At 67.5% G+C, this 19,441-nt stretch carries 18 protein-coding genes; 10 read left to right on the top strand and 8 right to left on the bottom strand.

Features of this window, described 5'->3' with window-relative positions:
- The first annotated feature begins 83 nt into the window (after positions 1-83).
- Genes coaBC through CVM50_RS05760 form a run of 4 tightly spaced genes read left to right on the top strand, consistent with a single transcriptional unit; the run spans position 84 to position 4,863 of the window.
- Positions 84-1,283 carry a bifunctional phosphopantothenoylcysteine decarboxylase/phosphopantothenate--cysteine ligase CoaBC gene (gene coaBC, locus CVM50_RS05745; RefSeq protein ID WP_085887574.1) on the top strand — a complete coding sequence of 400 codons (1,200 nt, stop codon included), beginning with the start codon at positions 84-86 and terminating at the stop codon, positions 1,281-1,283.
- Between the two features lie 29 nt (positions 1,284-1,312).
- Positions 1,313-1,774, top strand: a complete 462-nt coding sequence (gene dut, locus CVM50_RS05750; RefSeq protein ID WP_085887573.1) for a dUTP diphosphatase — start codon at positions 1,313-1,315, stop codon at positions 1,772-1,774.
- A 6-nt stretch (positions 1,775-1,780) separates the two neighbouring features.
- Complete coding sequence (locus CVM50_RS05755) at positions 1,781-2,842, top strand: HesA/MoeB/ThiF family protein (protein ID WP_085887572.1); 1,062 nt, start codon at positions 1,781-1,783, stop codon at positions 2,840-2,842.
- On the top strand, positions 2,839-4,863 hold the full coding sequence (locus CVM50_RS05760) for a M3 family metallopeptidase (RefSeq protein WP_085887571.1): 2,025 nt from the start codon (positions 2,839-2,841) through the stop codon (positions 4,861-4,863). The genes CVM50_RS05755 and CVM50_RS05760 overlap by 4 nt, the downstream gene beginning before the upstream one ends.
- A 205-nt stretch (positions 4,864-5,068) precedes the next feature.
- Here CVM50_RS05760 and CVM50_RS05765 read toward each other — a convergent pair whose 3' ends face one another.
- The 5 genes from CVM50_RS05765 to CVM50_RS05785 all read right to left on the bottom strand — a co-directional run bounded on the left by CVM50_RS05765 (position 5,069) and on the right by CVM50_RS05785 (position 10,866).
- On the bottom strand, positions 5,069-7,075 hold the full coding sequence (locus CVM50_RS05765; protein WP_100148438.1) for a capsule biosynthesis protein: 2,007 nt from the start codon (positions 7,073-7,075) through the stop codon (positions 5,069-5,071).
- Entirely contained in the window at positions 7,053-7,712 is a 660-nt protein-coding gene (locus tag CVM50_RS05770; RefSeq protein WP_085887570.1) for an ABC transporter ATP-binding protein, read from the bottom strand. The genes CVM50_RS05765 and CVM50_RS05770 overlap by 23 nt, the downstream gene beginning before the upstream one ends.
- A gap of 215 nt (positions 7,713-7,927) precedes the next feature.
- Positions 7,928-9,193 carry a Na+/H+ antiporter NhaA gene (locus CVM50_RS05775; RefSeq protein WP_085887569.1) on the bottom strand — a complete coding sequence of 422 codons (1,266 nt, stop codon included), beginning with the start codon at positions 9,191-9,193 and terminating at the stop codon, positions 7,928-7,930.
- 304 nt (positions 9,194-9,497) lie between these two features.
- Positions 9,498-10,529 (bottom strand): permease, encoded by a 1,032-nt coding sequence (locus CVM50_RS05780; protein WP_085887568.1) that lies wholly within the window; start codon positions 10,527-10,529, stop codon positions 9,498-9,500.
- Positions 10,522-10,866 (bottom strand): ArsR/SmtB family transcription factor, encoded by a 345-nt coding sequence (locus CVM50_RS05785; protein WP_085887567.1) that lies wholly within the window; start codon positions 10,864-10,866, stop codon positions 10,522-10,524. The genes CVM50_RS05780 and CVM50_RS05785 overlap by 8 nt, the downstream gene beginning before the upstream one ends.
- A 108-nt stretch (positions 10,867-10,974) precedes the next feature.
- Between CVM50_RS05785 and CVM50_RS05790 the strand changes: the two genes are divergently transcribed.
- From CVM50_RS05790 to CVM50_RS05805, 4 genes are all read left to right on the top strand, one after another.
- The gene (locus CVM50_RS05790; protein ID WP_085887566.1) at positions 10,975-11,559 is read left to right on the top strand and encodes a uracil-DNA glycosylase family protein; all 585 of its coding nucleotides are present in this window, start codon (positions 10,975-10,977) and stop codon (positions 11,557-11,559) included.
- The gene (locus CVM50_RS05795; protein ID WP_085887565.1) at positions 11,556-12,344 is read left to right on the top strand and encodes an SseB family protein; all 789 of its coding nucleotides are present in this window, start codon (positions 11,556-11,558) and stop codon (positions 12,342-12,344) included. The genes CVM50_RS05790 and CVM50_RS05795 overlap by 4 nt, the downstream gene beginning before the upstream one ends.
- 234 nt (positions 12,345-12,578) lie before the next feature.
- A complete protein-coding gene (locus tag CVM50_RS05800) occupies positions 12,579-13,865 on the top strand; it encodes a lipoprotein-releasing ABC transporter permease subunit (protein WP_085887564.1) in 1,287 nt (428 codons plus the stop codon).
- On the top strand, positions 13,858-14,541 hold the full coding sequence (locus CVM50_RS05805) for an ABC transporter ATP-binding protein (protein ID WP_085887563.1): 684 nt from the start codon (positions 13,858-13,860) through the stop codon (positions 14,539-14,541). The genes CVM50_RS05800 and CVM50_RS05805 overlap by 8 nt, the downstream gene beginning before the upstream one ends.
- Before the next feature lie 113 nt (positions 14,542-14,654).
- On the opposite strand, the gene CVM50_RS05810 is transcribed toward CVM50_RS05805, so the two are convergent.
- From CVM50_RS05810 to parE, 3 genes are all read right to left on the bottom strand, one after another.
- On the bottom strand, positions 14,655-15,023 hold the full coding sequence (locus CVM50_RS05810; protein WP_085887562.1) for an RcnB family protein: 369 nt from the start codon (positions 15,021-15,023) through the stop codon (positions 14,655-14,657).
- A gap of 118 nt (positions 15,024-15,141) precedes the next feature.
- Positions 15,142-15,984: a glycosyltransferase family 25 protein gene (locus CVM50_RS05815; protein ID WP_085887561.1), complete on the bottom strand. Its 843-nt coding sequence runs from the start codon at positions 15,982-15,984 to the stop codon at positions 15,142-15,144.
- 49 nt (positions 15,985-16,033) lie between these two features.
- Positions 16,034-17,992: a DNA topoisomerase IV subunit B gene (gene parE, locus CVM50_RS05820; RefSeq protein ID WP_085887560.1), complete on the bottom strand. Its 1,959-nt coding sequence runs from the start codon at positions 17,990-17,992 to the stop codon at positions 16,034-16,036.
- Positions 17,993-18,165: 173 nt separating this feature from the next.
- Here parE and CVM50_RS05825 point away from each other — a divergent pair, with 173 nt between their 5' ends.
- On the top strand, positions 18,166-18,738 hold the full coding sequence (locus tag CVM50_RS05825) for a hemerythrin domain-containing protein (RefSeq protein ID WP_085887559.1): 573 nt from the start codon (positions 18,166-18,168) through the stop codon (positions 18,736-18,738).
- A gap of 24 nt (positions 18,739-18,762) precedes the next feature.
- Entirely contained in the window at positions 18,763-19,341 is a 579-nt protein-coding gene (locus CVM50_RS05830; RefSeq protein WP_085887558.1) for an NADPH-dependent FMN reductase, read from the top strand.
- Positions 19,342-19,441: the final 100 nt, after the last annotated feature.

The following is a 19,441-nucleotide window of genomic DNA, read 5'->3' on the forward strand; positions in this document are numbered from 1 at the left end:
GCCCGCCTTCGCTTGTACCTGCCGGGGTGCCGTTCTACTCTGCCCGGCGACAGCCGCGTGGCGGCGAGAAAGCGGGGGCCACCATGCTGGCAGGCAAGAGAATCCTTCTGATCGTCGGCGGTGGCATTGCCGCCTTCAAGATCCCCCAGCTGATCCGCCTGCTGCGTGGGCAGGGCGCCGCCGTCACCCCGGTGATGACCCGCGCGGCGGGAGAGTTCGTCACGCCGCTGACCCTGGCCGCGCTGGCCGGGGAAAAAGTGCATGAGGCGCTGTTCGACCTGACGTCAGAGGCCGAGATGGGCCATATCGAGCTGTCGCGCTCCGCCGATCTGGTGGCCGTGGCGCCCGCGACGGCCGACCTGATGGCGAAGATGGCGCAGGGGCACGCCGATGACCTGGCCTCCACCCTGCTTCTCGCCACCGACACGCCCGTCCTGATCGCGCCCGCGATGAACGTGCGCATGTGGGAACATGCCGCCACGCAACGCAACATCGCCACGCTGAAGAGCGACGGAATCGCCTTCACCGGCCCCGATGAGGGCGACATGGCCTGTGGCGAATACGGCCCCGGTCGCATGTCCGAACCCGAGGTGATCCTGCAGGCGATCCGCGCCCATTTCACTGCCGGGCCGCTGTCCGGGCGGCGCGTGCTGGTGACCTCCGGCCCGACCCATGAACCCATCGATCCGGTGCGCTATATCGCCAACCGCTCATCGGGGGCGCAGGGCACGGCGATCGCCCGGGCGCTGGCCGATCTGGGCGCCGATGTCACCTTCGTCACCGGCCCCGCCGATGTGCCGCCGCCTGCGGGCGTCGAGGTGGTGCGCGTTGAGACGGCGCAGCAGATGCTGGAGGCGGTGGAGGCCGCCGGCCCGGTCGAGGCTGCCGTCTTCGCCGCCGCCGTGGCCGACTGGCGCGTGGCCTCCGCCTCGACCTCGAAGATCAAGAAGCAGAGCGGTGCGCCGCTGCCGGTGCTGGAGTTTGCGGAAAACCCCGACATCCTCGCCACGATCTCGCACAAGACGACGGGCCGGCCCCGGCTGGTCGTCGGATTTGCCGCAGAGACGGATGACGTGGTGGCCCATGCCACGGCGAAACGGGCGCGCAAGGGCTGTGACTGGATCCTTGCCAACGACGTCAGCCCGGCGACGGGCATCATGGGCGGCACGGAAAACGCGGTGGTGCTGATCTCGGACGCAGGCGCCGAGGACTGGCCGCGCATGGACAAGACCGCGGTGGCCCAAAGGCTCGCCGCGCGCATCGCCGAGGCGCTGACCGCGTGAACGGCTCTGAAGACTGGGAAAGAACGACAATGCGGAAACTGGCCATTCGGATCATGTGGGACGAGGGCGCGGACCAGAGCCTGGGCCTGCCGGCCTATGAAAGTGAGGGCGCGGCGGGGGCCGACCTGCGCGCCAACCTGCCCGACCGGGGCGAGCTGGAGCTGGCGCCGGGGTCGCGCGCGCTGGTGCCCACGGGCCTGCGCCTGGCGATCCCCGAGGGATTCGAGGTGCAGCTGCGCCCCCGCTCGGGCCTGGCGCTGAAGCACGGCATCACCCTGCCCAACACCCCCGGCACCATCGACAGTGACTATCGCGGCCCCCTCGGGGTGATCCTGCTGAACGCCGGGACGGAGCCTTTCATCGTCAGTCATGGCGATCGCATCGCGCAGATGCTGGTGGCGCCGGTGATCCAGGCCCATTTTGCCCTGGTCGAAGAGCTGGACGAGACCGCACGCGGCGCGGGTGGCTTCGGCTCCACCGGGCGGGGCTAGGGCCTGATGGGCTGGATCCTTTTCCTGGCCCTCGTGCTTTGGCTGGCCGGCGGGCAGTTCGGCGTCTCGCGCCGCGCGCGCGGCGCGGTGGTGCTTGGTGCCTACCTCTGCCTGCTGGCGCTGTTGTTCGTCCTGCCGGAACCCCACCCGATGCGTATGGCCCTCGGCCCCCGGGCCGCCTGGCTGATGCTGGGCGGTGTGGCGGTGGTGGTGCTGGCCTACCGGCGCGGCCTTGGCGCGCTGCGCGCCCGCGCCCATGGCAGGGAAGGGGAAGAGACGCCCACCGACCAGCCCGCGCGGCTGTTCTCCGAGGCCGAGCTGGACCGGTACGCCCGTCACATCGTCCTGCGCGAGTTGGGCGGACCGGGACAGAAGGCGCTGAAGGAGGCGCGGGTGCTGGTGATCGGCGCGGGCGGCCTCGGCTCGCCTGCGCTTCTCTACCTCGCCGCGGCGGGTGTGGGGCGGATCGGGGTAATCGACGCCGACACCGTCTCCGCCTCCAACCTGCAACGGCAGGTGATCCACCGTGATGCCGACATCGGCCTGCCCAAGGTGCAATCGGCCCAGGCCGCGCTGCGCGCGCTGAACCCGCATGTCGAGGTGCGCCCCTACCAACGAGCCTTCGACGACAGCGTCGCGACGGCGCTGATGGCCGACTATGACATCCTGCTGGACGGCAGCGACAACTTCGACACCCGCTACCTGGCGAACCGCGTGGCGGTGGCGGCCGGAAGGCCGCTGATCTCCGGCGCGCTGGCGCAATGGGAAGGGCAGGTCGCCGTCTTCGACCCCGCCCGCGGCGGGCCCTGTTACCAATGCATCTTCCCCGAGGCCCCGGCGCCCGAACTGGCGCCCTCCTGCGCCATGGCCGGCGTCCTGGCGCCGCTGCCCGGCGTCGTCGGCGCCATGATGGCGGCGGAGACGGTGAAACGCATCACCGGCGCCGGCGCCACGCTCACCGGCGAGATGCTGATCTACGACGCCCTCTGGGGCGAGACCCGAAAAATCGCGCTGAAGCCCCGGGCCGACTGCCCCTGCTGCGGCGCAACCCGAAAGGACCGACCATGACCAACCCGCTGCTTGCCCCCTGGGACACGCCTTTTGGCCTGCCGCCCTTCGACAAGATCCGCGACGAGGATTTCGCCCCTGCGCTGGAGGAGGCCCTGGCCGCCCACGAGGTCGAGATCGCTGATATCGCCGACAACCCCGACGCGCCCAGCTTCGACAACACGATCCTGGCGCTGGAGGCTTCGGGCGAGATGCTGGAGAAGGTTCTGGCGCCCTTCTTCGCCCTGGCCGGCGCCGACAGCACACCTGCGCGCGAGGCGCTGCAGCGGGAGTTTTCGCCCAAGCTTGCGGCGCATTTCGCCGACATCAACGCCAACCGCGACCTCTTCGCCCGGGTGGCGATGCTGTGGGAGTCGCGGGACGAACTGGACCTCGACGCCGACCAGGCGCGGTTGCTGTACCTGTCGCATCGCGGCTTCGTCCGGGCGGGTGCCGCGCTGACCGGCGACAAGGCCAAGCGGATGAAGGAGATCATGGGGCGGCTGGCGGAGCTGGGCACTGCCTTCACCCAGAACCTGCTGGCAGATGAACGCGACTGGTTCATGGAACTGGCCGAGGCTGACCTGGCCCCGCTGCCTGCCTGGCTGGCCTCTGCCGCCCGCGCGGCGGGCGAGGAGCGGGGCAAGGACGGCCCTGTGATTACCCTGTCGCGGTCGCTGATAACGCCCTTCCTGCAATTCTCCCCCGATCGCGCCCTGCGGCAGAAGGCCTTCAGCGCCTGGACCGCGCGCGGTGCCGGCGGCGGGGCGACCGACAACCGCGCCATCGTGACCGAGATCCTGGCCCTGCGCGAGGAACGCGCGCATCTGCTGGGCTACGACAATTTCGCCCGTTTTAAGCTGGAACCGGAGATGGCCCATGCGCCCGAGCGCGTTCGCGCCCTGCTGAAACAGGTCTGGGACCCGGCCCGCGAGGCGGCCCTGTCGGACCAGGCGGAGATGGAAAAGCTGCTGGTCGCCGATGGCGAGGCGCTGCCCTTTCAGCCCTGGGACTGGCGCTACTACGGGGAAAAGCGGCGCAAGGTCCTGCATGACATCGACGAGACCGCGCTGAAGCCCTACCTGCAGCTCGACCGGATGATCGAGGCGGCCTTCGACTGTGCCAACCGCCTCTTCGGGCTGGAGTTCGAGGAGGTCACGCTGCCCGGCTACCATCCCGATTGCCGCCACTTCGAGGTGAAGCGGGATGGCGAACACCTGGCGCTGTTCATCGGCGACTACTTCGCCCGCGGCTCCAAACGCTCCGGCGCCTGGTGTTCCGCGATCCGGTCGCAGGCGAAACTGCCGCGCGTCCAAAGCCCCATCGTGGTCAACGTCTGTAACTTCACCAAGCCCGCGAAGGGAGAGCGCGCGCTGCTCAGCTACGACGACGCGCGCACGCTTTTCCACGAGTTCGGCCATGCCCTGCACCAGATGCTGTCCGACGTGACCTATGAACGCGTCTCGGGCACCAGCGTCAGCCGCGATTTCGTCGAACTGCCCAGCCAGCTCTACGAACACTGGCTGGAGGTGCCGGAGGTGCTGCAACGTTTCGCGACCCATGTCGAGACGGGCGAGCCGATGCCGCAGGAGATGCTGGACAAGGTGCTGGGGGCGGCGACCTTCGACATGGGCTTTGCCACCGTCGAATACATCGCCTCGGCCCTTGTGGACCTGGAGTTCCACGACGGCCCTGCGCCCGCGGATCCGATGCAGAAACAGCAGGAGATCCTCGATGATATCGGCATGCCCCAGGCCATCGTCATGCGCCACGCCACGCCGCAATTCGCCCATGTCTTCTCCGGCGACGGCTATTCCTCGGGTTACTACAGCTACATGTGGTCCGAGGTGATGGACGCCGACGCCTTCGAGGCCTTCGAGGAGGCGGGCGACGCCTTCGATCCGAAGATCGCCCGGTCGCTGGAGGAGAACATCCTGTCGAAGGGCGGTTCGGTCGAGGCGGATGAGCTCTACACCCGGTTCCGCGGCCGCATGCCCGGGCCCGAGGCTCTGCTGAAGGGGCGTGGCCTGGCCGCCGAGTAAGCGCAGGGGAGGGGGCTTTGCCCCCTCTTGAGCCCTGACGGGCCCAATTCACCCCCAAAGTATTTTCAGCTTCAGGATGAGCAGGGCCGGGGCGCCCGGCCCGCCGCGTCGCAAGAGAAAGGCCGCCCGGCGGGGCGGCCTTCTTTCGTTATTTGTTGGCCGGAAATATCCCGGGGGGCCGGGGGCTGGCCTCCGGTCCGATGGCCTAGCTCGAGACCTGTTCGCGCAGGATGGCCATGGTCAGAGAGATCATCAGGTAGACGCCCGACAGGATCAGGAAGACCAGGATCGTGTTTTCGAAGGCGCGGGGGTAGCTGGGATCTTGGGGCGCCACAGGGCGGACCGAGGTGGTCAGGTAGCGCACCTGGCGGTTCGCCTCCAGCTCGGTTTGTTTCTCGTTCTGCAGGGCCGATTGCAGGAAGAGGTCCGCAGTGGCCAGATCGGCCTGGGCCATCTGGATCTGTGCCGTATCAGCCGCCAGCGAGGCGCCGTCGCCGCGCGCCTCGGTCATCCGGGCATTCAGTCGCGTCAGCAGCTGGTTCAACCGCTCGATGTCGGCCTGCACCCCGTCCACTCGGGCCTGGTTGGGTCGCGCGTTGTCCATCAGCGCGGCCAGTTGCAGCTCCTTCTCCTGCAACTGGATCTCGTAGGTAGAAATCTGGGTGCGCAGGGTGCCGATCACCGCCTCCGGGTCGACCACGGTGCCTTCCTGCAGGCGCACCAGCGCCTCCTGGGCCTCGCGGCGTTCTGCCTTGGCGCGTTCCAGGCTTTCCCGGGCCGACTGCATGGCATCGTCACGCTTGCGCAGCGACAGCTCATCGACGCGCTGTTCGGCGTAGGAGATCAGCTGGCTGGAAAACTCGGCTGCCACCTCAGGGCTTTCGGCCGCGACCTCCATCTTGATGACGCCCTCGGTCGGGTCATAGCCGATCTGCACGTATTTCTTGTAGACCCGGTAGGCCTCCTCGGTGGTGGGATCCGGGGGCAGACGCTGGATGGGGTCGATCGCGGGGTTGGCGAAATGGCCGGCGAAATCCAGGTCCTCGTTCAGCCGCACCATGGCGTCCTTCGACTGCAGGTAGCTTTGCACCGCGATGCTGTCCTGGTTGGTCGCGAACTGGGTGCCCGACAGCAACCCGCCCAGGGCGCCGGAGGAGGTGGCGTCGGCCTGCAGGATCAGAAACTCGGACTTCGCCGCGTACATGGGCGTGGCCACGCGGTAGTAGTAGTAGCCCGCCAGCAGGGTGGGCAGGAAGACGAAGAAGGTCAGCCGCGTCAACAGTTGCAGCGTCTTGCGGCGCCGCCTGCGCGAGATGTCGCGCTGGATCTCCATGATCTCGCGCTGGCGGCGTTCGGACAGGCCGCCCGGTGGCGGCGGGGCCTTGCGCGGTGCGGCTGGCAGCTGCGCCCCCTGGCCGGCGGGGACGGTCTGCGGCAGCGCCGCGCCGTCATCGCCCGTGGGCGCAAGGGCCTTGCTGCTGTTCTGCGGCAGCACTTCCAGCATGTTGGCGCGTTTGAACGGATCGATGCCACGGGCGCGCAGCAGGCGCACCGCGTCGAAATCGGAGGTCGGCGCCAGCCCATGTTTCTGCGCCACACGCCGTGCCATGCGCAGCTGGCGGCCGGTCAGACCTTCCTTTCGGATCGCGTCCAGATCCTCGTCGGCCGTCATCTCGCCGGGAGCGCTGACCTCGCCATCGCGGGCCGGCGGCTGTTGGTGATGCGGCGGCATGCCTGCGCCCCGGGGCGGCAGGCTGCGCGGGTGCAGGGGCTGGGCGGCCTGCGTCTCCTGGCCCTGCGTGCTGCGGGTGTCGGACGAGGGCGCCGGCTGTTGCGCCTGCCGATCTTCGGCGTTGCTCTCGGCCCGTGGCGTGGGGCGCATCGGGGTCACCCGGTCTGCGGCCGTGGTGTCCTGTGCCGCCTCGGGTCCGGTTTCCGGGCGGGGGGCGGGGCGGCGGGTCGGGTGGGCGTCGTCCTGTCCCTCGGTGCGCAGCCGTTCCAGCGTCTGGGCGCGCCGTTCGGCCAGGCTTTGCGGTCGGGCGGGACCGGGGTCGGAGGGTGCGGGGGCGGAGGGTGCGGGGCGATTGCCGGTCGCGCGGGGGGCGGCGGACAGGCCGTCGTCGCCCGACACCTGTCCGGCGGCGGGGGCGCCGTCGGCCGCGCCGGTGCTGCGCCGGATGCGGAATTTTCTAGCCTTGGGCTTCGTAGTCATAGAGCTGCTTCGCTTCTTCCAAGGTATCGAACATGTGCAATTTGCCGTCGCGCAGAACGGCGGCCTCGCGGGCGAATTTCTCCAGCGTCTTGGGCTGGTGGGAGACGATGATGACCGTCGTGGTCTGCAGCCGCTCGCGCAGGATGTCGCCTGCCTTGCGGTTGAATTCCACGTCGGTGGAGTTGGGCATGCCTTCGTCGATCAGGTAGATGTCGAAATCCAGCGCCAGCAGCAGGGCGAAGCTGAAGCGCGCCCGCATCCCCGAGGAATAGGTGCCGAGCGGCTGATCGAAGTACTCCCCCAGCCCGCAGAGCCAGCGGCAGAAGGCCTCGACGTAGTCCGGGTCCAGCCCGTAGAGCCGCGCGATGTAGCGCGAGTTTTCCATCGCGGAGTGCTTCTTGATCACGCCGCCCATGAACCCCAGCGGGAAGGAGATGTTGCACAGGCGCCGGATCTCGCCCTCGTCGGGCTTTTCCAGGCCGGCCATCATGTTGATCAGCGTCGTCTTGCCCGTGCCGTTCGGCGCCAGGATGCCCAGCGAGCGGCCGAGCTCCACCCGGAAGGAGACCTTTTCCAGGATCACCTTGTGCTGGGAGCCCGTCCAGAAGGACTTGCTGACGTTGACGAATTCGAGCATGGGCGCTCCGGCGGCTGATACTACCCGATCCTTTGCGGATCTTTGTCTTCGCCCAATCTGGGCGTTTTGGATTTATTATGTCTGATCCGTAAACCGGATGCCAAGGGAACCCGGCGAAATTGTGACCCGGAAAAGACAATCCGGCAGCGGTGCTGCCGGATGTCAGGGGCGAAATGCCCGGTCCCGTGATGTGCCGTGTCGCGCGCCGCGGGCGCCTAGACCCGGACCTTCTGCACCCGGCAGAGCATCCCCGCGACGAAGGAGATCCCGGCGGCCGCGAAGCTGAAGAGCGCGCCCATCTTGGCCGCGTCCTGCACCGGCCCGGCGTCGAAGGCGACGGAGGCGATGAACAGTGACACGGTGAAGCCGATGGCGGCGACGCAACCCACGACCAGCAGGTCGATCGTCCGCATGCCCTCCGGCAGGCCCAGGCGCAGCACGTGGGCGCCGATGATGCCCATGATCAGGATGCCCAGGGGCTTGCCGACCAGCAGGCCCGCCAGCACCAGCCAGGTGGGTTCGGAGATGGCGTTGAATTCCACGCCCGCGTTCATCAGGCCGAAGAAGAACAGCACGATTTCCACCGGGTGTTTCAGCGCGTGTTCGATCTGGTTCAGCAGGTCGCTCAGGTACTGTTCGGCCTCGCTGAAGATGCCGAAGGCGCGGTCGGCATGGGGGATCGTCGGGACGATGGGCAGCAGGCCCAGGGCGGGGTGGATGCCCGCGCGCATGAAGCCGTACCAGCTGATGCAGGCGGCGACGAGGTAGGGCCAGAAGCCCAGCTTTTCGCGCATCCAGGTGGAGTTCGGGCGCGCCTGGTTGTGCCGGTCCATGCGGCGCGGCAGGGCGTTGCACAGCACGAAGACCGCGACGGCGGCGGCCAGCGACAGCAGCAGCCATTCGGGGGCCAGTTCACCCGAGGGGTAGAAGATCGCCAGGATGATCAGGCCGGCCGCGTCATCGGCGATGGCCAGCAGCAGCAGGAAGCGCACCGCCGGGTGCCCCGCGCCGAAGACCAGGCGGCCCACCAGGTAGGAAAACGCGATGTCGGTGGCCGTGGGGATTGCCCAGCCGTTCTTCACCGCCTCGTAGGTGTCGGAGCCGAAGACCATGGCCAGCCCGAGGTAGACCAGGATCGGCCCCAGCATCCCGCCCGCCGTGGCAAAGAGCGGCGTCGCCGCTTTCTTGCCGCGCAGCGAGCCGTTCTCCAGGATCACTGCTTCCCAGACTTCCTTTGCCGCGATGGCGAAGAAGAAGGCCATCAGCATGTCGTTCACCAGGTAGTGCAGCGACAGTTCGCGGTAGGCGACGGTGCCGTCTTCGGCCATGTGGGCCGCCCCGATGGGCGCGTGGTCCCAGATCACCAGGTGGACGAAATGGTGGTAACTGTCCGCATCCAGGTTGGCCCATCCAAGCGCGATCAAGGCGCCCAGGATCAACAATAGCGAATAGTTCGTGACGAAGTTCCAGACACGATACATGACAGCCCTCACCCATTTCCCGGTAATCTTTGAGCCGGGGTTAAGGCTTTTTCCGGGGGACGGCAACAGGCGCGGGGGCTTCGCCAAGGGGTCTGATCCTTCCTGCCGCTTGCTTTTCGGGCATTTGCGGGGACGGGGCCGGCGATCTGGCGCTCGGGCTCCCGCTCTCCGGGGATTGCCCTGTCTTGATGCAACCTGGCATGGCGCGCATCAAGAGGAAGTTAAGGCAGGCCGCCTGCGCGGTGCCGGAGCGCGCGGGAGCGGCGCACGCCCCGCGCCGCGCCGGGCGTGCTGATCGGCGGGATCAGGCGACCATGTTCCAGGCGAGCCCGGCCAGCACGGCGCCGATCACCGCCAGGCTGAGGTAGGCGGCGAAGATGCGCGGTTTCACCAGCGCCCAGACCGCGACGGCGGCCGGGACCGAGCTGACGCCGCCCGCGATGACGAAGGACATGGCCGCGCCGGGCGCCATGCCCTGGCTCATCAACCCGTCGACCAGCGGCACCGCCGCATAGCCGTTGAGATAGGCCGGCGCCCCCACGATGGCGCCCAAGAGGACCGGCATCACGCCCTCGCCGCCCAGCAGGCCCGCGATCCATTCCGCAGGCAGGTAGCGCAGCATCCCCGCTTCCAGCACATAGGCCAGGGCCAGCCACTTGCCGAGGAACAGCAGGTTTTCCAGCGCCGTGTCCCGGAAGGTGTCGCGCCGGGGCGCCTCACGCCAGAAGGCCCAGAGGGGGCGGCCCTGGAAGGGCCTCTTCGGTCCACAGCTGCAGCCCCCCGTGGCGGGGCGTTCCCTCAGCGGGTCAGCAAAGACGGCGGAACCCTTCAGCATCATCACCACTGCGCCCCCGAACAGGCCGAGCGCCACGGCGGCCACGGTCTTGCCGATGGCGAAGTCGAGGCCCAGGGTGCCCATGGTGATCGAGAACATCGCCGGGTCCATCAGGGGTGAGGCCAGCCAGAAGGCCATGACCGCCGACAAGGGCGCGCCCATGGTCAGCAGGGCGGCGATGAAGGGGATCACCTGGCACGAGCAGAAGGGCGACAGGCCCCCAAGCAGGGCCGCCATCAGGATCATGTGCGTTTCGCGCCCCTCGAAGGCGCGGCCCAGCAGGGTCTCGGCGCCTGAGGCCTTCATGTAGGCCACGGCCAACACGGCAAATAGCAGGAAGGGCAGGGTGCCCAGGAAGGCCTCCGCCGCCAGGCGCACGGCCTCGGGTAGGTAGGTTGGATCGAAGAGGCCAATGGCCGCCAGGATCAGCGCCAGCGCCACCCAGGCACCATCGAGGTGCGCCCGCAGGCTGCGGTAGCGGGTCAGGATCATCTCAGTCATCGCAGGTTTCTCCGCAGTCGGGGGCTGCATCGGCGCAGCAGTTTTCCAGCAGGAAGGCCGAGAGGGCCTTCAGGTCGTCATAGGCCACCGCCGCGCACAGGATCGACCGGCCCTGTTTCTCCTGCCGGACCAGACCCGCCTGGGTCAGGATCTTCAGGTGATGGGTCAGGGTCGATCCGGTGACACCGGTGCGTTCGCCCAGCTCGCCGATGCGCAGCCCCTCGCTTCCGGCGCGCACCAGCGTGCGCAAAACGGTCAGGCGTTGTTCGCTGCCCAGGGCGGCGAAGGTGGAGGCGGCGCGGGCGAGGCTCAGGTCCTGGAGGTTTGATTGTTTCATGATTGTCGAAATATCTGAGTCGGACGGCTTTGTCACGATATTTCTAGAAGTGTCGAATTATTTGCCGTCAGATTTGTATTTCCGCCCGTTTTCGCCCAGATAACAGCCATGGACGAGTTGCTGACCCAGATCCGCGCCTGCCGCCTCTGCGCCCCCCGCTTTGCCGCCACCAGGACGGCGCATCGGCCCGCGCCGGTGGTCTGGCTGGACCCGCGCGCCCGGATCCTGGTGGCGGGCCAGGCGCCGGGGATCCAGGCGCATCAGAAACAGCGCCCCTTCGATGACCGCTCGGGCGACCGGCTGCGCGACTGGATGGGGGTGACGCGGGAGGAGTTCTACGACCTCGCCAACCTGGCCTTTCTGCCCGCCGCCTTCTGCTTTCCGGGCTACGACGCCAAGGGATCGGACCTGCCCCCGCCCGCCATCTGCGCGCAGACCTGGCACGATCGCGTGATGGCCGGGCTGCCGGACCTGCGCCTCACCCTGCTGATCGGCGCCTATTCGCAGCGATTCCACCTGGGCACCCGCACCTCGATGACCGAGACGGTGGCAGGCTGGCGCGACCATCTGCCGGGCGTGATCCCCTTGCCTCATCCCTCCTGGCGCAATACGGCATGGCTGAAGCGCAACCCGTGGTTCGAGACCGACCTCCTGCCGGTGCTGCGCGCCGACGTGCGAAAGGCCCTGTCATGAGCGACCCGACCCCTCTCGATCTTGCCCACGCCGCGATGGAGGCCGCGCCCGCCGAGGATGCGGCCCGCCTGCGCTTCTACGAACGGCTGGCCGACAGCGAGCTGTTCCTGCTGCTCAGCGCAGAGGCCGAGGGCGAGACCGCCGCGCCCGAGATGTTCCCGGTGGAGGACGTGAACTTCGTCCTGGTTTTCGACCGCGAGGAACGGCTGACCGCCTTCACCGGGCGCCCCTCGCCCTATGCGGCCATGTCGGGCCGGGTGATCGCCGATCAGCTGGCAGGGCAGGGCGTGGGCCTGGCGGTGAACCTGGAAACCCCCTCGGCCATCCTGATCCCGCCCGAGGCGGTCAGCTGGCTGGCCGAGACCGTGGCCCATGCCCCCTCGGAGGTCGAAGCCAACATCGAGGCCTTCCACCCGCCCGCCGGCCTGCCCGAGGCGCTGGTGACGGCGCTGGACACGAAACTGGCCACCGCCCGTGGCTTGGCCGACTGCGCCTTCCTGGCAGGCACCGAGGATGACCAGGGCCGCCGCTCGCACATGCTGGCCTTCATCGACGCGGTGCCGGGCGCCGAAGGGTCGCTGGCCAAGGCCGCGTCGGAGGCCCTGACCTTCTCAGGCATCGAGGCGGGTGAGATGGACGTGGCCTTCTTCCGCGCCTCGGATCTGCATTCGGCAGCCCTGGCGCGCGTCGGCCTGCGCTTCGACCTGCCGAAGCCCGAGGCCCCGCAGGAGATCGGGCGCGCCGTGCCCGGATCGGACCCCGACAGCCCGCCGATCCTGCGCTGAGGTCCGCCTGCGGGGGGCGCTGCCCCCCTTGCGCCCGTGCCGGGCGCAATTCCCCCCGGAGTATTTCCAGCTGTCGGATAAGCAGGGGCGCATTCCTGCGCTTATCCGACAGCCCCAAATACTCCCGCCGGAGGCATGGCGCGAAAGCGCCATATCGGGGCGCGGGACTTGACGCCCCGTCCCCGCCGCTCCACCTTCCGCCAGACCCGAACCGGGACCTTTGAGGACAGAGACTTGAGCAGATCCGCGCCGCCCTTTTCCCGCTACGAATGGATGATCGCCTGGCGCTACATGCGCGCACGCCGTGCCGAAGGGGGCGTGTCGGTGATGACCTGGATCTCTCTCGTCGGGATTTCGCTGGCCGTCTTCGCCCTGATCGCCACTCTGTCGGTGCGCGCGGGCTTTCGGGCCGAATTCGTCGATACCATCCTGGGCGCCAATGCCCATGTCACCGTGCTGAACTCGGCCGAGGCGCAGGCCAATGGCACTGTGTCGCGGGTGATCGCTGATTACGACGCCCGGGCCGAGCGGATTGCAGGGGTCGACGGCGTGACCCGCGCCGCGCCGCTGATCAAGTCGCAGCTGATGGCCAATGCCAATGGCCGCAATGCCGGCGTCGAGGTTTTCGGCATTCGCGCCGATGACCTGGCCGCCATTCCCCGCGTCGCCAACCCCGAGGAGTCCCAGGGCGAGCTGGCGCGGTTCGCCGAGGGCATCGCCATCGGGTCCGGCGTGGCGCGCGAACTGGGCGTCATCGCTGGCGACCAGGTGAAGCTGATCTCGCCCGACGGGGTGAAGACCGCTTTCGGCACCTCGCCACGGGTGAAGACCTACGAGGTCACCTATGTCTTCACCGCCGGGCGCTACGACATCGACCGCACGCGCCTCTACATGCCTTTCGCCGAGGCGCAGAGCTTCTTTAACCGCGAGGGCGTGGCGGATGAGATCGAGGTGATGGTGGAGGATCCCGACAACGTGGAGCGCTACGCGATCCCGATCCTGTCGGCGGCCGGGGACCGGGCATTGATCTGGACTTGGCGCGATGCCTCGGGTGCCTTCCTGCGGGCGCTGACGGTGGAGGACAACGTGATGTTCATCATCATGGCGATCCTGGTGCTGATCGCCTCGCTCAACATCACCTCGGGCCTGGTTATGCTGGTGAAGAACAAGGGCCGGGACATCGGCATCCTGCGCACCATGGGCCTGACCGAGGGCGCGGTGCTGCGCGTCTTCTTCATCTGCGGGGCCTTCACCGGCCTCATCGGCACCGCCGTGGGCGTGGTGCTGGGGGTGCTCTTCTCTCTCTACATCGACCCGATCTTCAGCCTGGTGAACTACTTCTCCGGCGGCGGGGTCTGGGATCCGTCGATCCGCGGCATCTACGCCATCCCGGCGAAGCTGCAGCTGGCCGATGTGCTCTCCTCCGTTGCCCTGTCGCTGGCGCTGTCCTTCGGCGTCACGATCTTTCCCGCCCGCCGCGCGGCGCGGCTGAACCCGGTGGAGGCGCTGCGCTATGAGTGATCCCGTCCTGCAACTCGATGCCCTGGTGAAGACTTACAACGAGGGCGCGCCGAACGAGATCACCGTGCTGCGCGAGGCCGGGTTGGTGGTGAACCCGGGGGAAGTGGTAGCCATGGTCGCGCCCTCCGGGTCGGGCAAGTCGACCCTGTTGCATATTGCCGGACTGCTGGACGCCCCCGACCGGGGCCGCGTGGCGATCAACGGCGAGGACGTGACGGGCCTTTCGGACCGGCGCCGCACCGCGATCCGCCGCGAGGAAGTGGGGTTCGTCTACCAGTTCCACCACCTGCTGCCCGAGTTCACCGCTGCCGAGAATATCGAGCTGCCGCAGTACGCCGCGGGGCGCACCCGCACCGAGGCCGCCGCCCGTGCCGCCGACCTGCTGGAGCGCGTGGGCCTGTCGGACCGCGCCGATCACCGTCCCGCCGAGCTTTCGGGCGGCGAACAGCAGCGGGTGGCCTTCTGCCGCGCGCTGGCCAATGCGCCCTCGCTGCTGCTGGCGGATGAGCCGACGGGTAACCTTGATCCGGCGACCTCGGACCGGGTGTTCGACATGCTGATGGGCCTTGTGCGCGAAACCGGCATGGCCGCGCTGATCGCCACCCACAACCTGGAGCTCGCGGCGCGCATGGACCGCATCTTGCGCATGGACGAGGGTGCGCTGGTCGCCGGTTGAGGCGCCGGCGCCGGGAGGCGTTCCCGCGCCACGGACAGAAAAGGGGCGGCCCCGACAGGGCCGCCCCTTTTTACTTTGCCCGCCCCGCCATTCGGGGCGGCCGCAGTCGCGGATCAGTTCAGCAGGTCGGACACGATGCCGATGGCGGCGGCCACGGTCGCCGTGTCGCGGGCGATCCGGTAGACCTCGTTGTCGTAGCGCACGTAGCGATAGCCGTCTCCCGGCGCGCGCAGACCGTAGCGATCGTAATCGCGGATCACCACGTAGCCGTCCGGAAGCCGGTCGCCCGAGCGGTAGACATGGCGGCGGTCGTCGATGACGACAGTGCGGCCGCCGTGCTGGTTGTTGAAAAGCTTCTTGGCCTGGCCGGGCGGGATGTTCCCTCCGCCCCAGCCGTTGCCATTTCCGTTGCCCGGGTTGGCATAGGCGGCGCCCGACAGGGCGGTGAGGGCGGTGAGGGTGGCGAGAACGGTACGTTTCATGGCTATCTCCTTTCGCGGCAGGTTGCCTGACCAACGCGCGAAGGGAAGGGGAGGTTTCCGACCGGTCAACGGATGGGCGGGAAGGTGCCCCTATTCAACGCCGGTAGCGATCCCCCGCCTATGTGTTCGTTTCCCGCTCTAGCGCAGCGAGGGGACCTGCCGGCGACAGGGGGATGCGAACCCTGGGACGCCTTAGCAAACGCCGATTCAGGCTCTTCAATAGTTTGGTTAGCGTGTTGCCTTGCGGGATATAGGTCCGGTTCGGTGAGCCGATTTGAGAAGTGAAAAGTTCTTTGTCCAACTTAAGCCAAGTTGCGTCCGGAGTTGGAAGCAGCAGGTCTATCTGGTCTCCCTGCACGGCAACTGCTGGCATGAGTTGTTGCAAGCGCAGACCGGTGGAAGATCCCCCACCGAAAAGCAGGCCGTCAACAGACGTGTCGAATGTCTTGACTTGGTCCAACAGCCGCTGCGCAGCATCAGGGCGTATCAAGTATGCGGCTGCTCCGAGGGCGCGCCCATGCAGTTGCCGCAACTCGAAATGGCCCTCACTCGCGACAATGGCGGTCGACAAAATGACACGGCCTCGACCGTAGGTTTCGAGACGGACGATGTCTGCGCGACTTGTCTGACAGGCAAATTCCAGAGCGCATTGAGTGTCGGCACTGAAGAAGACATCATCTTCTAAGATCAACGTCCAGCCCTCGGCAGATGCCGCCGATTGCCAGGCGCGGACGTGGCTCAAGAAACATGCCTGTTCAGCTTCGCTGAGTTGGCAGCTTTTCAGGTCGATGTCGAAGTCCCGTGCGGCTGACTTTAGTTCTGCCGGCGTAATGGCTGCACAGCGGTCCATGCAAAGACCGAGTGCGGACAGCTCCGCCTGCATGTGTTTCAAACGTCGCTCCGCCTTGTCCAAATTGATGACCTGGACCGAAAGGTCAGAGAGTTGCGCGAATTGTGCCATAGCTTTTTCTCACTGCCGAGGGGACCGGCATCGCGGCCCTCTCGTTTACTCACACATCCAGCTCTTCCACGAAGCGCGCGTTTTCCTGGATGTACTGGAAGCGCAGCTCGGGTTTCTTGCCCATCAGGCGTTCCACCAGGTCGCCGGTCTCGCCCGGTTCGTCCTCGTCGATGGTCACCCGGATCAGTTTCCGCGAGGCCGGATCCATCGTGGTTTCCTTCAGGTCCTTGGCGTCCATCTCACCCAGACCCTTGAAGCGGCTGACGTCGATCTTGCCGCGTCCGCCCAGGCCTTTCTCAAGCCACATGTCGCGCTCTTCCTCCGTCTGGGCATAGACGTGGATCGGTCCCTGGGTCAGGCGGAACAGCGGCGGGCAGGCGAGGTAGAGGTGCCCCTGGTCGATCATCGGGCGCATCTGGCTGAAGAAGAAGGTCATCAGCAGCGCCGCGATATGGGCGCCGTCGACGTCCGCATCGGTCATGATGATGATCTTGTCATAGCGCAGATCGTCGATGTTGAACTTGGTCCCCAGACCGACACCGAGGGCCTGGCACATATCCGCGATTTCCTGGTTTGCGCCGATCTTGTTCGACGCAGCCCCCAGCACGTTCAGGATCTTGCCGCGCAGCGGCAGGAGGGCCTGGGTGCGCCGGTTGCGTGCCATCTTGGCCGAGCCACCGGCCGAGTCGCCCTCCACCAGGAAGAGCTCGGTGCCCTCGCGGTTGGTGTTGGAACAATCCGCCAGCTTGCCGGGCAGGCGCAGGCGCTTGGTCGCGGTCTTGCGCTGCGTCTCCTTCTCCTGCCGGCGGCGCAGGCGTTCTTCGGCGCGCAGCACCAGGAAGTCGAGGATGGCGCCCGCCGACTTGCTGTCGGAGGCCAGCCAGTTGTCGAAGTGGTCGCGTACGGCGTTTTCCACCAGCTTCTGGGCCTGGGTGGTGGCCAGCCGGTCCTTGGTCTGGCCGACGAATTCGGGCTCGCGGATGAAACAGCTGACCAGGGCGCAGCCGCCCGTCACTAGGTCGTCGCGGGTGATCTGCGCGGCCTTCTTGTTGTTCACCAGCTCGCCGTAGGCGCGGATGCCCTTCAGGATCGCGGCCCAGAACCCGGCCTCATGCGTGCCGCCCTCGGGGGTGGGGACGGTGTTGCAGTAGGACTGGATGAACCCGTCGCGCGTGGGCGTCCAGTTGATCGCCCATTCCACGCGGCCCGGCTCGCCGAAGCGCTCCTGGAAATCGACACGGCCGCCGAAGGGCTGATCGGCATAGGTCGACGAGCCGTCCAGCGTTTCCTTCAGGTAGTCCGACAGGCCGCCGGGGAAGTGGAAGGTCGCCTCGGTCGGCGTGACCCCGTCGTCGATGGCGGATTTCCAGCGGATCTCGACGCCCGAGAACAGGTAGGCCTTCGAGCGGATCGACTTGAACAGGCGCGCCGGCTTGAACCTGTGGCTGCCGAAGATCTCGGCGTCGGGGTGGAAGGTGGTGGTGGTGCCGCGCCGGTTGGGCGCGCTGCCCACTTCCTCCAGGGGGCCAAGGGGGATGCCGCGAGAGAAGCGCTGTTCCACCAGCTTGCGGTCACGCGCCACCTGCACGACCATCGAATCCGACAGGGCGTTGACCACCGAGGCGCCCACGCCGTGCAGGCCGCCCGAGGTCTCATAGGCCTTGCCGGAGAACTTGCCCCCCGCGTGCAGGGTGCACAGGATCACCTCCAGCGCCGACTTGCCGGGAAATTTGGGGTGCGGGTCGAAGGGCATGCCGCGGCCGTTGTCGCGGATCATGATGGAGTAGTCCTCCAGCAGCTCCACCTCGATGCGGTTGGCGTGCCCGGCCACCGCCTCGTCCATGGAGTTGTCGAGAACCTCGGCCACCAGGTGGTGCAGGGCGCGTTCGTCGGTGCCGCCGATGTACATGCCCGGGCGCTTGCGGACGGGCTCCAGCCCTTCCAGCACCTCGATGGACGAGGCATCATAGGTCTGGGGTTCGGCGCCCTGCAAAAGATCGTCTGACATGAATGGTCCCGGCTGCTCTTTTTGGTGATCTGGGTCGGGTCATTATGGCAGTGCGGGCAGGCCGGGGAAAGGCCCCCTGCGCGGGATGTGCACGGGCGTGCAAATGCCCCTGCGCAGGTCGCTGATTGCCGCAGCGGCATTCCGGAATAGGTTAGAGGCGAAAGGAGCCGTCGATGACCGATTTGACCCTGAACGAAGCCGCGCGCCCCCGTGCCCCCCGGATCCCCGGGGCGACCGATGCCCAGCGTCGGCAGGGCGGGCGCCTGGCGCTGATCCATGCGATGTACCTGCAGGACATGGCGCGCACCCGGACCCTGGTCGGGGAGATCGAGGCGGCTGCCACGCCCGATGAGGCCCGCGACAGTGCCGAGGCCCTGGCCGCCCGGCTGGAAGAGATGCCGATGCTGCGCAACCTGCGCCTTTTCGGCTCCCTCTGCGGTCAGCACTGCGCCCATGTCATGGCCCACCACGACATCGAGGAGGCGCATATGTTCCCGCATCTCGACCGCACCACGGGCGAGGGATTCGCCCCGGTGATGGCGAAGCTGCGCGCGGAGCACGAGGTGATCCACGCCCGGCTGGAGGCGCTTGCCCTGGCCACCCAGCAGATGATGCAGGCCCCGGGGGCGGCAGCCTACGCTCCCCTGAAGGAGGCCTTCGACGCGCTTCACGCCGATATGGAATCCCATTTCGGCTACGAGGAAACGGAACTGCGCGAGGCGCTTGGCGTCTACGGCGGTGTCTGAAATTTCTGACGGAGAGGATTTGTCATGAGCAGCGACAGCAAACTGAAACTGAAGATCGTCATCGGCTCCACCCGGCCCGGTCGCGTGGGTCCCGATGTGGCCAACTGGGTCGACACCGGCGCCCGCGAGCACGGCGGCTTCGCCGTGGAGCTGGTGGACCTGGCCGACATCGGCCTGCCCCTGCTGGACGAGCCGAAGCACCCGGCGATGCAGGATTACCAGCATGACCACACCAAGAAATGGTCCGCGGTCATCGGCGACGCCGACGCGGTGATCTTCGTCACCCCGGAATACGATTTCTTCGCCCCGGCCACGCTGGTCAACGCCCTGCAGGTGATCGCCAAGGAATGGAAGTACAAGCCCGTGGGCATCGTCTCCTATGGGGGCATCTCGGGCGGTCTGCGATCCGCGCAGGAGCTGCGCACGCTGATTGCCAACAAGGGTGCCATGCCGCTGCCCAACGTGGTGCCGATCCCCATGGTCTTCCCGCTGCTGGAAGACGGCACGGTGAAGGCCAACGACCCGATGAAGGAAGGCCTGCAGGGCCTCTTCGATGAGCTGCTCAAATGGGGCCAGGCGCTGAAGCCGCTGCATTCGGCCTGATCGGGGCCCGAGACCCAGCCGGCGCCCGCCGCTCTCCGGCGCGGCGCCGGGTTTGCCGTCCGCCTTGGCAGCCCTCCGCGGGGGCGGGTGGCATGGACAC

This window comes from Pseudooceanicola marinus, from assembly GCF_002786295.1.
Lineage (GTDB): Bacteria > Pseudomonadota > Alphaproteobacteria > Rhodobacterales > Rhodobacteraceae > Pseudooceanicola > Pseudooceanicola marinus.

What these genes read in the sequence shown, in the direction of transcription:
- CVM50_RS05825 (WP_085887559.1), top strand. Translation starts at nt 18,166, where the DNA reads ATGACCGATTTGACCCTGAACGAAGCCGCGCGCCCCCGTGCCCCCCGG.
- coaBC (WP_085887574.1), top strand. Translation starts at nt 84, where the DNA reads ATGCTGGCAGGCAAGAGAATCCTTCTGATCGTCGGCGGTGGCATTGCC.
- CVM50_RS05815 (WP_085887561.1), bottom strand. Translation starts at nt 15,984, where the DNA reads ATGGCACAATTCGCGCAACTCTCTGACCTTTCGGTCCAGGTCATCAAT.
- CVM50_RS05755 (WP_085887572.1), top strand. Translation starts at nt 1,781, where the DNA reads ATGGGCTGGATCCTTTTCCTGGCCCTCGTGCTTTGGCTGGCCGGCGGG.
- CVM50_RS05810 (WP_085887562.1), bottom strand. Translation starts at nt 15,023, where the DNA reads ATGAAACGTACCGTTCTCGCCACCCTCACCGCCCTCACCGCCCTGTCG.
- CVM50_RS05760 (WP_085887571.1), top strand. Translation starts at nt 2,839, where the DNA reads ATGACCAACCCGCTGCTTGCCCCCTGGGACACGCCTTTTGGCCTGCCG.
- CVM50_RS05790 (WP_085887566.1), top strand. Translation starts at nt 10,975, where the DNA reads ATGGACGAGTTGCTGACCCAGATCCGCGCCTGCCGCCTCTGCGCCCCC.
- CVM50_RS05770 (WP_085887570.1), bottom strand. Translation starts at nt 7,712, where the DNA reads ATGCTCGAATTCGTCAACGTCAGCAAGTCCTTCTGGACGGGCTCCCAG.
- CVM50_RS05805 (WP_085887563.1), top strand. Translation starts at nt 13,858, where the DNA reads ATGAGTGATCCCGTCCTGCAACTCGATGCCCTGGTGAAGACTTACAAC.
- CVM50_RS05830 (WP_085887558.1), top strand. Translation starts at nt 18,763, where the DNA reads ATGAGCAGCGACAGCAAACTGAAACTGAAGATCGTCATCGGCTCCACC.
- CVM50_RS05775 (WP_085887569.1), bottom strand. Translation starts at nt 9,193, where the DNA reads ATGTATCGTGTCTGGAACTTCGTCACGAACTATTCGCTATTGTTGATC.
- CVM50_RS05795 (WP_085887565.1), top strand. Translation starts at nt 11,556, where the DNA reads ATGAGCGACCCGACCCCTCTCGATCTTGCCCACGCCGCGATGGAGGCC.
- dut (WP_085887573.1), top strand. Translation starts at nt 1,313, where the DNA reads ATGCGGAAACTGGCCATTCGGATCATGTGGGACGAGGGCGCGGACCAG.
- CVM50_RS05785 (WP_085887567.1), bottom strand. Translation starts at nt 10,866, where the DNA reads ATGAAACAATCAAACCTCCAGGACCTGAGCCTCGCCCGCGCCGCCTCC.
- CVM50_RS05780 (WP_085887568.1), bottom strand. Translation starts at nt 10,529, where the DNA reads ATGACTGAGATGATCCTGACCCGCTACCGCAGCCTGCGGGCGCACCTC.
- CVM50_RS05765 (WP_100148438.1), bottom strand. Translation starts at nt 7,075, where the DNA reads ATGACTACGAAGCCCAAGGCTAGAAAATTCCGCATCCGGCGCAGCACC.
- parE (WP_085887560.1), bottom strand. Translation starts at nt 17,992, where the DNA reads ATGTCAGACGATCTTTTGCAGGGCGCCGAACCCCAGACCTATGATGCC.